This is a genomic window from Acinetobacter sp. WCHA55 (assembly GCF_002165305.2).
GTDB lineage: Bacteria > Pseudomonadota > Gammaproteobacteria > Pseudomonadales > Moraxellaceae > Acinetobacter.
Genome location: NZ_CP032286.1, coordinates 354,234 through 366,593 on the forward strand (window position 1 = coordinate 354,234; position 12,360 = coordinate 366,593).

The window sequence follows — 12,360 nt, forward strand, 5'->3', positions numbered from 1 at the left end:
TAATGACTCATTTAATATCTCGGGTGAGTAGTTCGGTTTTCAATTTGAGCAATTCTGGTAGGGTTTCCAGTAGTAGGCTGATTTGTTTGAGGACCAAGTGCAAGTGCTGACTCATTGTTTCTTGTGTATTTAAGTGTTTAATCTCTGCCAGTTTTTGCTGGATATCGAGTTCAGGTAAGGTCTTATGCTGAAGTAGTACGTCATTCAGCGTGTTTTTACACCAGAGCATGAGTTCCAGTACTTGGTTGTCTTGTACCAGTTCACGATGGCTGCCCAAAGCAGAAATATAGCTGAGTTGACTGTGGCTATATACCAAGTAGCGAAAAGCATGGTGTATCAGTTCTGGGTTTGGATTCGGTTCAGTACTGAGACTGGAGATCATATTTGCCAGTTCGGTTTGGGTATTATGCGCAGTACGACGCGCACTGCGGTAAGCCAGACTATTATTTTTGCCGTGTTGATATTGCTCACAGATGGCATCGAAATAGTTGAGGGTTGCATCAGATGCTTTTTTAATGGTGTTGGAAATATTGCGGAAGTCCCAATCGGGCCAAATAAAACTCACTGCGAACCAAGCTATGGCACAGCCTATGAGGGTATCTATAATACGCGGTAAAATAATGGCATAACCTGCACCTTTTAAATTAAAAATCAGCAGTACCATGAGTGTTGCCATTAGAGTTGCCATAGCATATTTCTTGGAACTGAGATAGAAAAAGCACACCCCAAAAATGATGGTCAGCAGTAATTGCCCTTCAATACTTGGGACGAAATACAGCAGAGGAATACCTAACATCACCCCTAAAATGGTGCCCAAGGTTCGCATTTTTAAGCGACTTTTGGTGGCAAAGTAACGCATTTGGCAAACAAATAAGCTGGTGAGCAAAATCCAATAGCCATGTTGGGCAAAAGGCAGAAGAGAAATGCCATAACCTACAGTAAAGACAAAGGCGATACGTACCCCATGTCGAAACAGTGCCGACTGCGGGGTGAGATGTTGGCTGAGTTTGAGCCACAGATCATGCCAACCATGAATATCATCATCGTATAAGTTGAGGTTGTCGATGTGTTCTTGATAGCGTTGCTCTTGGCGTAATTGCAGTTCATTTAAGTGTTGAAAGCGTTCATGCACACTGTCTAAGTTATTTAAAATCAGTTGTAGATTTTTGACTTCAATATTATGTGGATTGTCTCGAATCCAGTCTTGCATGGAACTGTGTAAATTCAGCAATGCTTGATTCGTATTGGGATCTGACACATAGATTTGATTGCTGAGAATACAGCGTGCCAATGCCTGACAGGCAAGGGCCTGCAGCCGAATATTTTTTTGAATACGGAAAATAAGATCTGTACGGCTGAAGTTCTGATGTAGCTGTTCATAGTGTAAATAATTAGAGCTGGCTTGCTCATGAATGTCTTGAGCCAGAAAGTATAAATTCAGCCAATAAATCGTCTTTTGGTTGGCACGTGAGGCCTTTAGTCGAGTGAGCAGCGAACTTTTGGTGCTATTAAAGCTTTGAATAATTGTGCTGTTTTGTAAGGATAAGTCGTAGAGTAATGCTTCAACATTGTTTTGATTATCAGGGTCAAACAAACGTGCTTTTGCGTTGAGCAAATCGGCAATTTGATTAAAACAGCGTGCTAGATTGTCCTGAACGGCCAAAGTTGGTTTTAGCAGATAAAACACAATGGCGGTACAGCCATACCACAATGCGCCCAAGACAAAACAACTGGGTTGAAAGTACCAAACTGAATATTCTCCTAAGCCAAACATGCTGTATAAGGAGAGTAAAATGGTGCCAAAGCTCATCGCTGCATAGCGTTGTCCAAGTGCCCCCAGTAAGATAAAACAGGCACTAGAAAGCGATAAGTAAATGATGAATATGAATTTATAGGGATGCAGGAAATCTAAAATACTGCTGACACTAAAGAACAGCACGCAGACATAGACTAGGTTTCTGAGACGAATACTAAGTCGGTCATCGAAGTCAGTTAAGGCAGTTGCAATCGCACCTAACGTCGTCGGTACGATCAGTTGTCCCAGTCCTAAAAAGTAGAGCCCTAAGGTTGTACCACTCAGCACAATCAAGATTTGCAAGCAATACATAAAAATTGCATTGGACTGAAAGGACTGAAACCACTGACGAAGATTGTTCACGATGTAATAGTCTAGGCTTAGTTTTATTTTGGTTTTAGCCTGAACTTTTTTCAGGGCACTGTCAATTTAATGCTGTGGTCCATTGCATCAAAAACTCACCTATGACAATAAAAATGCAGCAGAGCATGGCTCCGCTGCATTGCGTATAAGTCGAAACTTATCCACAGGTACGAGGGAAAAACACTGCTTTTTTCACAGTGCATGGAACAATAGATTTATTTAATCACGCCACATGCGATACGGTCACCGCCGCCGCCAAGTGGTTTAGGGGTGTCTGAATAGTTATCGCCACCCGCATGTACCATCACAGCCAAGCCCTCAATGTCAGCTAAACTTAAGCGAGGAGCGAGTAAATTAACTTTTGCATTACCTGCTGAGTTGACATTCAAGATGGGTAAATCACCCATATGACCGTTGAGCGGTGTACCGTGATTGGGTGCTTTTTCGGGGTTAAAATGTCCGCCAGCAGCTAAAGCTGCAACTGGTTTCCCTTCTTTTTCAGCCACATCACATGAGCCTTTTTCATGGATGTGAAAACCATGTGGGCCCGGCGGAAGCTGGCTTAAATTGGTTTGAATAACTAGGCCAGCAGGGCTGTCAGTAAAACGAATAGTACCAATTTTTTGTCCCACACCCGCAGTTGAAACGGCGTGTACATCGACGTCTTTGACCATGGTGTTGGTTTCAGTGGGTGTAGTCGTACATGCCACAGTCCCTAAACCGATTAAAGTCATAAGTGCGCTGAGTTTGAAAGCAGAAGACAACATGTTGGATCCTTTTTTCCTTAAAATTCAGAACCATTCAAACAAAGGCAGGGCTTCGGTTCAATGTTGTCCGTAGAGTGTTTTTGTATCTGACATAAAAAAACGCATACTTTCGAGAAAAGCATGCGTTCAAGTCATTTCACTGCACTTATTTTTTGGGTGTATCTAAAGGCTCTTCAGGTGGATCATAAGCCAAGGTCGCTTTTGGCATCATCAGCGGTTCATTGACTTGTTCATGTAACCATTCGCGCCAAATGGCTAACAGTACCGCTAGAATCACGGGTCCGACAAATAGGCCGACCATACCAAAACTGGCTAAACCACCCAACACACCAAACATAATGAGTAAGAATGGAATTTGCGTTGCACCTGAGATCACCAAAGGACGAATCACATTGTCTGCTGTGCTGACGACACAAACTCCCCACACCATCACCCCAATCGCTTCAATGGTCTGGCCTTGTGAGAACAACCACAGTGATACGGCACTATAAGCGACAGGAGGGCCAAATGGAATCAGTGCAAATAAGAAGGTGACAATGGTCAGTACCATTGGATTGGGAACGCCTGCAACAAAGTAACTGATGCCTGCCAAAAGTGCTTGCGCAATTGCAGTTAGGCCAACCCCATAGACTACAGCACGTGTAGTTTCGGAAATAGTATCTAAATAGTGGTGTATACGTGGTCCAATCACCATTTCGAGTGCTTTACTGACCTGATTTAAAATGGTTTGTCCATCACGATAGAAGAAGAACAACGACATTACTGCAAAACAGAGTTTAAAAATATTTTTACTGATTTCACTCAACACCAAACGTCCATAGCTTAAGTGGCTTTGGAACCAGCCTGAGACATTCTGTATAATACTGTTTGGATCGGTATTAATTTCTTTTAAAGTACGAGTGACCTCTTTACCAATAATCGGCAAGTCCCGAATAAATTGCGGGACATCTAAATGACCTGAGAATACTTGTCTTTGTAGTTCATAAAACAGGTTACGGCCTTCATGCTGTAACATAAAGATAGCAAAGGTCAGTGGGATACCAACAACCAATACCACCATACTGATCATAATGGTGGCACTTAAGGTTGGACGTGGTCCACAAAGTTTCTGTACTGAGTGATATAAAGGCCATGTGATGTAGGCAATAATCGTAGCCCAAAGCACAGGTACAATAAAGTATTTCAGGACTTGGAAGCTCAAATAGAACAGAATAAAAATCAGTCCAAATAATAATACTTTTTGTAAGGCTGGTGCGTATCGTTGCACGGTATTCACTGCTATATCTCTAAGGTCAAAGTCATATTAACTGAAAAAAATGCGCACGAGAACGTACCCTTAGTAAGTTCTCGTGAATAACCGACTTTAAATAGGAAATAGTTCTGCTTTATCTATAGCAAAATATTTTAGAACCAAGCACTTGGGTCATCGACAATGGCGTTGAGCAGCGGCTGCCATTGGCTTTGAATAGAGAGGTAATTCTTTTGTGTTTTATCAAATACACTTAAACCTTGCATTGCCAATTGGCCATACGCAGTACGCTCTGAAATCCATGCAACAGGTTGCTGTTCAATTTTTGCAAAAAAGTCCTGAATGTCTTTGGCACTGGCGCTGTTGGCTTTAACCCGATTGGCCAAAAGCAAAATTTGCACTTTGCCTTTACGAATGCGTTTAATGTCTTGTAAATGCTTTAAAAACCGACGGGTACTGTCAATATCAAAAAACGAGGGTTGCAGTGGCGTCACAATCGCATGTGCTTCACTCACCAGTTGTTCGGCATGTTCACCAGACAGTGCGCCTGGCGCATCAATAATTAAATATTCAATATTTTTAGGCACTTCACCAATGGATTTTTCATGGCGCCAATCTAAACTTTGAATATGTGCCACTTGCTCTGGGCGTTGTTTTAACCACTGACGAGCAGATTTTTGATTATCCGCATCAGCCAAAGCGACTTTATAACCTTTCTGTGCAAGTGCTGACGCTAAATTAATTGCGGTTATCGTTTTGCCACAGCCACCTTTTTGGTTTGCAATTAATATCGTTTTCATGACCTTAAATGATTTTATTCTGCTCACCCCTAGCATATCATTCTTTTGTGTGTCGCATATGGCACCAAACCAAAGTCGTAAGTTTAAATCTTGCTACCTGTAGCACAAAGTTAGGAAAGAACCATGTCCATATGGATGGCAATGTTGATCGGTGCAGTAATTGGTGTGGTTTTGACCACCCTTGTTTTAAGTCACAGCCGAAATGGACGCATCAAAGCAGAATATGAGCGCTACATAGCTGAATTAGAATTAGAGCATCAGCAGGCTTTGGCTCAGGCACAAAAGCGCAGTGTCAATACCAGTCGTGCGGTGCTTAAAGGCAAAATGGCGGAGCAATTGGCACCGATTATGCCGCAGTTTGAATACTTACCCAGCGATGCCAAGTTTTTGGGTGATCCTGTCGACTATGTGGTGTTTGATGGCTATACCGACCTACGTGATGGTGAGGGGCGACCAGAGGATATTGAAATTGTTCTCATTGATATTAAAAGCGGTGGGGCGAGGCTAACCAAAGGACAAGTGGCCATTGCACAAGCGATTCAAGCAGGACGGGTTCGTTTTGAAACGGTCCGCATTGACTTCGATACAGTCGAATAAGCTTCGTGATGACTATCAATGAAAGCATCTTGCTTGAGAGAGAGCAGATGCTTTTTTACATAGCTAAGATAGTTTATTGCTTGAATGTGGCTTTTGCGCACGTGCAAAAAACATCAGTTGTCCGAGTTTCGGAATACCTTTGGCATAAAAGTAGTGCTGTTCTATTATATTAAATCCTGCTGCTTTTAAGGCCTGTTCAATATTTCGATTGAGATGGCAGCCATCGGCTAAATGCTTTTGCACAGGCGTGAGTAACTGTTGTAGGCGCTGAATATACAGATTATTGGTGTTTAATACGTGCTCAACCACATGTAAGGTGCCACCCGGTTTCAGTACCCGATATATTTCGGCCAAAGCTTGTTCAAGCTCAGCAATACTACACAACGTCCACGTACTGACTACATGTTCAAGGCTATGGTCAGCAAAAGGTAGTTTTTCCGCACGGGCTTGTACATGGTGTACTTCAAAGGCTGTTGCTTGTACTCGCGCTAAAGCCAAATGATAAATTTCAGGACTGGGTTCAAGGGCAAAGACCGTATCGATATTTTGATAAAAAGGCAGATTCAGCCCTGTACCAAAACCAATTTCCAATACCTCTCCTTGAATTGGTAAAAGTAGTTCACGACGCTTGTCCATTAAACTGGGCACTTGCATGACCTGATTTAATATATGTGGAAAAATGTGTTGTTGATAATATTTATAAAGCATGATTATTTTGGAGTGCTGGTCTTCAGCTCTAGCCTAACTTAAAAATGCCGTGGCTCAAAGTAGACTGCATAATTCGTTCACAATGTTACTAAGTTCATAAGCTTCTTTTCAGGAAACTCGACTAAGATGAAAATAGGTTCGTATTTTCCTAGGTTGATAGGAATGAGGTGTGCAATGAAATCTAAATTTATCTTACTCAGTTTACTCTCAAGTTTACTGTTGCCGATTAGTGCCAGTGCCACTGTAGATTACAACATTGCTAAAGGTCTTGCACCAGCATCAAAGGATCAATCTATTTCTGTATTGAAACCGTTTAAAGGGGATTTTCGAATTTTGGGTTCAAAGACCTATTCGGAAGATGAGCAAGCGAAGTTCTCCCCAATTGACTATGCCGTGAGTTGGGGGTTATTTGCTGAGCCTGAAATTGCACGACATATTACTGTGAATCAATACGACCGTTATCTCAATTGGAAAATTGATCGTCTGCCTGTCCCTGCTGAGCAAGCGATGCAGATGGTTTCGAATATGCACATCATTCCAGCCAATCCTGAAATTGCGAAACAAATTAAGGATGTAAAACGTGGTGACTTGGTTCGTTTAAAAGGTGAGTTGGTTGAAATTAAAGACAAAGATATGGTTTGGACTTCATCCTTAACCCCGACCGATACGGGCGATGGTGCATGTGAAGTATTTCGGGTTAGCTCAATCCAATGGATCGAACGGGTAAAGGGGTAATGTGGAAGTAGTGCTGAGTTACTTCATCGTGCTGTTTTAATTTTTAGGCAATTAATAACCATAGAATTATTGCTCCACGTGAAACTTATTTGTCAAATCTGTGGATGCTTATAGATGTATCAATGTTAATGGTTTTTATAAATAACTGATAATAAAATTAATTTTATATTTTTTTAACCACGTTCAAGTTGCTTGAACGTGGTTTTTCATCTTTATTTTGCAGTCAAAGCCGTACCGTCAAACTCAATACCATCCCACCCATTCAACATGAACTGACGAATATTTTGATGATCTGTTGCATCAGGTGTCGCTAAAACAGAAACATAGTGTTCTGCAAATAGGCTTAAAGTTTGCGCTTGATCGAGACCGTGAAGCTGTGCAAACGAAAACACTTTTGCGCTGCCTTGGTTTTCAGTTGCCGCATTGTGCTGCAAACCATTTTTAAATGCAGTTGGTGTATGTGTATAGGCTGCTTCAATAAAAGCCAATACATCTGAAAATTTTGCTTCGCCCGCTGCAAGCTGAGCCAATAATACCTGTGCCATACGTCTATTTCCGACTAAATTTATGGCCACATCATACCCAAAAATTGCATGTTTGGGAGTTTTGCATTTGAGAAAACTTTTGAGCTTATTTTAAGAATCGGCTTAAGCTTGAAAAGCCTTGATGTTGGTAGATTGATTCGGGTTTAATAGGTCTAGTATTGATGAACTGTGGATAACTTTGGACTTATCCATACAGCTTTTGCGAAAAATAGGGCAATTAAATGAATTGGATCTTGGTGGCAATGGGGGGAGGAATAGGGGCCTGTTTACGCTATGGTGCAGGCTTATTGCTCTTCAAACCGAATATGAGCTTTCCATGGCCGACGTGGTGGATCAATATTATCGGTTGTTTTACTGCGGGACTATTTTTTGCACTCAGTCAAAAATATCCAGTACTTCAACAAGAAGTGCGTTTATTTTTGATGGTGGGCATATTGGGTGGTTTTACGACATTTTCGAGTTTTGGCCTCGAAACGTTTCAATTACTGAGACAGGGGCAAATGCTACTCGCTTTGAGTTATGCATTATCAAGTTTAGTGGTGGGCGTGATTGTACTTGGAATAGGATTCTATTTACTCGACAGCCTTTTTAAGCCTTAAATATTTTAGACCGTCATTGTCGCAATTGAAGGCATAAAAAAAGAAGCCTAAGCTGGAGGAGGTCTTAGGCTTCTTGATATCTTTACTATAACGCGTATAGCTTAAAGAAAAATGAAATTATTGTGAGCGTTTGAAACGCGCGAAACGTTTATTGAAGCTTGCAACCCGACCTTCATTACTGGTTTGACGTTGTTCACCGGTATAAAACGGATGTGAAGCACTTGAAATATCCAAACTGACATAAGGATACGTTTTACCTTCATGCTCACGGGTTTGGTTACTTTGTAATGTACTACCGATAATGAAAAATGCATCGGCATTGGTGTCGTGAAATAGCACTTCGCGGTACTCTGGATGAATATTGGCACGCATACGGCATCTCCTTAAATCTATTATTTTTGAAATGTTATAATATAACAATATTAAAGTCAAAATAAACCCAATGACTTTATGTAACTGGGTTTATTGGAGTTGCATTGGCTTTGTTCTCAGCTATCGTCATTATTTAAGCTGTGGGCGGTACCAACTCTTCGAATAGATCATTAAGGTTGTCGTGGACTTTGAGATGAATCAGGTTCCAGTAATGTCCAGACACCGTACGATTGACCATCAGCGTATCGGGGGAAGGTTTAAATACATCCCAATATTTCAGCGATGGTTTGACCAGTTCAATACCATCATGATGCGCGGAGTTCTCAGCAAAGTCATACATGGTCGTAAGGGGACGCATCAATACCTCTAACCATGCTTCATACAGTTCGGCAGGAAATTTTCCTTGTTCAGACATGGAGTGCAAAGCGGTCAGTTGTTGTTCCATGGCCAAGATATTACTGTCACGCGCTGCTTGAATCAGCTGTTTAAAATGCATCACGATTTCAGTCGATAGGGTTTTGACACCGCCGTAGTCATACACGATCACGCTACCATCCTCACGAAAGGCAAAGTTGCCCGGATGTGGATCACAGTGAAAGCGCTTTAAAAAGAAAATCTCACGACCAATGGCACGGAATAAACGACGTCCCAGTTCATTCCGGGTGTCTTGTGACCAGGTACTGGCAGTTTCAATGCTTTCGCCTTGTTCCAAGCTTAAGGTCAAAATATGCCGACTCGAATAATCTTTATAGACTTGAGGAATAATAATCTTATGGTCTAGGGCCTGATGAAAGGTGCGTGCGACCTCTAAGTTTTGCGCTTCTATTTGATAGTTTAGTTCGTTGTCTAAACTGTCCTGAATTTCTTTAAAGAGTTGATCTTGTAGCTTACGGTCAATTTTGAGTACACCCATTAAGCGGAGCGCTAAACGGACTTGTTTTAAGTCGCTTTCACAGGCTTCTTCTACACCTGGATACTGAACTTTAACCACGACCTGTTCACCACTCGGCAAAGTGGCCTTGTGCACTTGGCCTATTGAGGCTGCGGCAAAGGGTTGTTCTTCAAAGGCTGTAAAAATTTGATTAAGCGGTTTACCCAGTTCTTTTTCTACCTGCGCTTTGATTTCGCTAAAAGGCATCGCTGGCGCTTGGCGTTGTAATTTACTAATCGCGCGTGCCACTTCAGGTGGGAAAATGTCTTTGTACTGAGATGCAATTTGCCCAACTTTCATTACAGCACCTTTCATTTCACCTAAGGTATCTGCAATTTGAAGTCCAATGTCCTGAAAAAGCTGACTGCGCGCCGCATTTTTTTTATCTTCATCGGCATTGAAGTTTCTAATTGAATTGGTCACAGTCTTGGTTGCAATACTTGCCGTCATGCTGGCAAGTTTCATAAAGCGACGACTGGGCGTACGAGTCGTATTTGCCATGCGATATTCCTCGGGGCATTTTCATTACATCTCAGATTTGATCATAGGCGACAAATGCTAAACTGCCTACTTTAAATTGTTAAGCTGATGTTTCTATTTAAATAATAGTGGTCAGTTGAGTGAATTGTACACAGGATGCCTTTATATTTAAAAATCGCGTTACACTGTGCGAAGAATTTTGAGTATGAAATAAATGAAAGTTTATCGTTATTTTACAGGTAAGGATGATGTGCAGTTTTGTGCGCGCGTGACCAAAGCATTGAATGAAGGCTATAGTTTGTATGGTTCACCCACCATGACCTTTAATGGCAATGAGGTAATCGTAGGGCAGGTGGTGGTCAAAGAAGTAGAGAATGAAAGTGAAGTACCACAGGGGCTGAAAGATGCTTTGGCACAACTGTAAGAGATGAATAGGAGAGTATTTAACCCTCCTATTCAAATCAAGGTTTTAGTGATAGTCCTGACTGAGACGTTTATTGTTGTTATAAAGTCGAAGCAAGAGTAGGGCACATGCTACGCTTAAACCCACAATCAACCCAATCCATACGCCTGCTGCACCTATGTTGGTATAACGTGCCAAATAAATGCTGACTGGAAAAGCCACAATCCAATAGGCAATCATGGTGATCCACATTGGGCCTTTGGTGTCTTGCATACCACGCAAACAACCTGCGGCACTAATTTGCCAAGCATCCATTAGCTGGTAGGCAAGTGCAAACAGCAGTAAATACATCGCAACTTCTGATACTTCATGATCAGAGGTATAAATTGCCACAATTTCAGGACGAAACAGTGCAATCAGCAACATGGTCATCAGCGCCAAAACTGTACCCGTAGCGAGTCCGAGTTTTTGCACCTTTCGCATTGCGATCCAGTTTTTTTCGCCATAGTAAGTCCCAACACGAATGGTCAGGGCGATGGCAAGGGACATCGGAATCATAAACAGTTGAGAGGTGACTGACATTGCAATCTGATGCGCGGCTACAATGGTTTCCCCCAGTGGACTGAGAATAATTGCAGCGGTACTAAAAATACTGACTTCGAAGAAAATAGCTAAACCAATGGGTAAACCGAGTTTTAAAATACGCTCGATCCAATAACGATCCATCTTCTCCCAAGTGCTAAATACTTGAGTTTTTTGGTACGCTGAGGCTTTAAAAATGTAAGTGGCCAAGGTGAAAAACATGATCCACTGTAAAATGGCAGTGGCAAATCCACAGCCTGCCGAACCCAGCGCTGGAATCGGGCCGAACCCATACATAAACACAAAGTTCAGCGGAACCAAAAGAACCAAAGCGGCTAAACTAATGACGGTCACAGGACGTGGGTGGCCGAGTGCTTCTGAGTATCCACGCAGTGCTGCATACATCGTTACCGCAGGCATGCCAAAGCCAATGGCATGTAAAAATAGGCTGGCTTTAGGCAGTAAGTTTGCAGGTACACCCATGAGGGGCAGTAACAGTGGCATGCTTTGTAAAATTAAACCTGCAATACTTCCCAAAATAAAGGCCACCCAAAGTGACTGACGGGCAATAGTGGCGATTTTTTCAGGGGTACGTGCGCCATTGGCTTCGGCGACCAATGGTGTGGTGGCAATCATGATGCCGCTGAACAGCAACATTACGGGGATCCATAAACCGACCCCGACAGCAATTGAGGCTAAATCGGTCGGAGATAAATGCCCTGCCATGATGGTATCAATCAATCCGAGACCCGCTTGAGAAAACTGCGTGATCAGGATGGGAAGCATTAACACCAATAACTTTTTTAATTCGAAACGATGGGAGGTGATTTTATTTGTAGTCGACACAAAAATTACTCATATTCATCATGTGCTTGGTCTAAATAAATTCAGCGTTGTAAAGTGAGAAGCACACCAATAAAAATTACGACGCCACCAAGTAAACGCTGCCAATTTACAGGCGTTTTTTCGGTACCCAGTAGACCATAATGGTCAAAAATCATCGAAGTCAGGATTTGTCCAAAAATAACCAAACCTGAAAACGTGAGAAAGCCTAATTTAGGCGCAGTATAGATGCTTATACTGATGGCATAAACCCCTAAACAACCACCTAGCCATAAGTACCAAGGAATATTGGAAAAATCATGTAACTGTGGTTTATCGACGGGTTGGAGTGCAACCAAAACCGCTAAAACGCAGGTACCAATGAAGAAAGATAATAATGCGGCTTGCAGCGGGGAGTATAAATATTCTCGGAGTTGTGTATTTAGCGCCGTTTGAAAAGTCATAGCAATGCCAATACCAAAGGCCAGTGGTAACATAAACAGCAATTGGCTCGATATTTTCATCATTTTAAACCATTCATTCTTCTTGTCTTTTTATCAGTCTAATCCAAATCTACACAGATTTCATAAGTGTCTTGATGCAGTCATGTTA

The 12,360-nt window shown here is 42.0% G+C and carries 14 protein-coding genes; 4 read left to right on the top strand and 10 right to left on the bottom strand.

Going from position 1 to position 12,360, the window contains the following annotated elements; genetic code table 11:
- Positions 1–7 precede the first annotated feature (7 nt).
- The 4 genes from yccS to CDG62_RS04435 all read right to left on the bottom strand — a co-directional run bounded on the left by yccS (position 8) and on the right by CDG62_RS04435 (position 4,974).
- Positions 8–2,158 carry a YccS family putative transporter gene (gene yccS / locus CDG62_RS04420; RefSeq protein ID WP_087527334.1) on the bottom strand — a complete coding sequence of 717 codons (2,151 nt, stop codon included), beginning with the start codon at positions 2,156–2,158 and terminating at the stop codon, positions 8–10.
- A 215-nt stretch (positions 2,159–2,373) separates the two neighbouring features.
- Positions 2,374–2,925, bottom strand: a complete 552-nt coding sequence (gene sodC, locus CDG62_RS04425; protein ID WP_087527335.1) for a superoxide dismutase family protein — start codon at positions 2,923–2,925, stop codon at positions 2,374–2,376.
- Between the two features lie 145 nt (positions 2,926–3,070).
- A complete protein-coding gene (locus tag CDG62_RS04430) occupies positions 3,071–4,192 on the bottom strand; it encodes an AI-2E family transporter (RefSeq protein ID WP_162904056.1) in 1,122 nt (373 codons plus the stop codon).
- Positions 4,193–4,329: 137 nt separating this feature from the next.
- Positions 4,330–4,974, bottom strand: coding sequence for a ParA family protein (locus CDG62_RS04435; protein WP_004977991.1), 645 nt, complete (start codon positions 4,972–4,974; stop codon positions 4,330–4,332).
- A gap of 123 nt (positions 4,975–5,097) precedes the next feature.
- Here CDG62_RS04435 and CDG62_RS04440 point away from each other — a divergent pair, with 123 nt between their 5' ends.
- A complete protein-coding gene (locus CDG62_RS04440; RefSeq protein ID WP_087527337.1) occupies positions 5,098–5,571 on the top strand; it encodes a Holliday junction resolvase-like protein in 474 nt (157 codons plus the stop codon).
- A 63-nt stretch (positions 5,572–5,634) separates the two neighbouring features.
- On the opposite strand, the gene CDG62_RS04445 is transcribed toward CDG62_RS04440, so the two are convergent.
- Complete coding sequence (locus CDG62_RS04445) at positions 5,635–6,279, bottom strand: class I SAM-dependent methyltransferase (protein ID WP_087527338.1); 645 nt, start codon at positions 6,277–6,279, stop codon at positions 5,635–5,637.
- A gap of 174 nt (positions 6,280–6,453) precedes the next feature.
- Here CDG62_RS04445 and CDG62_RS04450 point away from each other — a divergent pair, with 174 nt between their 5' ends.
- On the top strand, positions 6,454–7,014 hold the full coding sequence (locus CDG62_RS04450; RefSeq protein ID WP_087527339.1) for a hypothetical protein: 561 nt from the start codon (positions 6,454–6,456) through the stop codon (positions 7,012–7,014).
- Between the two features lie 212 nt (positions 7,015–7,226).
- Here CDG62_RS04450 and CDG62_RS04455 read toward each other — a convergent pair whose 3' ends face one another.
- Positions 7,227–7,559, bottom strand: a complete 333-nt coding sequence (locus CDG62_RS04455; RefSeq protein ID WP_087527340.1) for a HopJ type III effector protein — start codon at positions 7,557–7,559, stop codon at positions 7,227–7,229.
- Between the two features lie 221 nt (positions 7,560–7,780).
- Between CDG62_RS04455 and crcB the strand changes: the two genes are divergently transcribed.
- Complete coding sequence (crcB, locus tag CDG62_RS04460) at positions 7,781–8,158, top strand: fluoride efflux transporter CrcB (protein WP_087527341.1); 378 nt, start codon at positions 7,781–7,783, stop codon at positions 8,156–8,158.
- A 117-nt stretch (positions 8,159–8,275) separates the two neighbouring features.
- Here crcB and CDG62_RS04465 read toward each other — a convergent pair whose 3' ends face one another.
- A complete protein-coding gene (locus CDG62_RS04465) occupies positions 8,276–8,530 on the bottom strand; it encodes a type B 50S ribosomal protein L31 (protein WP_086208998.1) in 255 nt (84 codons plus the stop codon).
- A gap of 133 nt (positions 8,531–8,663) precedes the next feature.
- Positions 8,664–9,962, bottom strand: coding sequence for an ABC1 kinase family protein (locus tag CDG62_RS04470; protein ID WP_087527342.1), 1,299 nt, complete (start codon positions 9,960–9,962; stop codon positions 8,664–8,666).
- A gap of 193 nt (positions 9,963–10,155) precedes the next feature.
- Here CDG62_RS04470 and CDG62_RS04475 point away from each other — a divergent pair, with 193 nt between their 5' ends.
- Positions 10,156–10,365, top strand: coding sequence for a DUF1737 domain-containing protein (locus CDG62_RS04475; protein ID WP_087527343.1), 210 nt, complete (start codon positions 10,156–10,158; stop codon positions 10,363–10,365).
- Between the two features lie 45 nt (positions 10,366–10,410).
- Here CDG62_RS04475 and CDG62_RS04480 read toward each other — a convergent pair whose 3' ends face one another.
- On the bottom strand, positions 10,411–11,712 hold the full coding sequence (locus CDG62_RS04480; protein ID WP_087527351.1) for an MATE family efflux transporter: 1,302 nt from the start codon (positions 11,710–11,712) through the stop codon (positions 10,411–10,413).
- 101 nt (positions 11,713–11,813) lie between these two features.
- A complete protein-coding gene (locus tag CDG62_RS04485; RefSeq protein ID WP_087527344.1) occupies positions 11,814–12,275 on the bottom strand; it encodes a DMT family transporter in 462 nt (153 codons plus the stop codon).
- Positions 12,276–12,360: the final 85 nt, after the last annotated feature.

What these genes read in the sequence shown, in the direction of transcription:
- CDG62_RS04465 (WP_086208998.1), bottom strand. Translation starts at nt 8,530, where the DNA reads ATGCGTGCCAATATTCATCCAGAGTACCGCGAAGTGCTATTTCACGAC.
- CDG62_RS04450 (WP_087527339.1), top strand. Translation starts at nt 6,454, where the DNA reads ATGAAATCTAAATTTATCTTACTCAGTTTACTCTCAAGTTTACTGTTG.
- crcB (WP_087527341.1), top strand. Translation starts at nt 7,781, where the DNA reads ATGAATTGGATCTTGGTGGCAATGGGGGGAGGAATAGGGGCCTGTTTA.
- CDG62_RS04475 (WP_087527343.1), top strand. Translation starts at nt 10,156, where the DNA reads ATGAAAGTTTATCGTTATTTTACAGGTAAGGATGATGTGCAGTTTTGT.
- CDG62_RS04480 (WP_087527351.1), bottom strand. Translation starts at nt 11,712, where the DNA reads ATGCTTCCCATCCTGATCACGCAGTTTTCTCAAGCGGGTCTCGGATTG.
- CDG62_RS04440 (WP_087527337.1), top strand. Translation starts at nt 5,098, where the DNA reads ATGTCCATATGGATGGCAATGTTGATCGGTGCAGTAATTGGTGTGGTT.
- CDG62_RS04435 (WP_004977991.1), bottom strand. Translation starts at nt 4,974, where the DNA reads ATGAAAACGATATTAATTGCAAACCAAAAAGGTGGCTGTGGCAAAACG.
- CDG62_RS04445 (WP_087527338.1), bottom strand. Translation starts at nt 6,279, where the DNA reads ATGCTTTATAAATATTATCAACAACACATTTTTCCACATATATTAAAT.
- CDG62_RS04485 (WP_087527344.1), bottom strand. Translation starts at nt 12,275, where the DNA reads ATGATGAAAATATCGAGCCAATTGCTGTTTATGTTACCACTGGCCTTT.
- CDG62_RS04455 (WP_087527340.1), bottom strand. Translation starts at nt 7,559, where the DNA reads ATGGCACAGGTATTATTGGCTCAGCTTGCAGCGGGCGAAGCAAAATTT.
- CDG62_RS04470 (WP_087527342.1), bottom strand. Translation starts at nt 9,962, where the DNA reads ATGGCAAATACGACTCGTACGCCCAGTCGTCGCTTTATGAAACTTGCC.
- sodC (WP_087527335.1), bottom strand. Translation starts at nt 2,925, where the DNA reads ATGTTGTCTTCTGCTTTCAAACTCAGCGCACTTATGACTTTAATCGGT.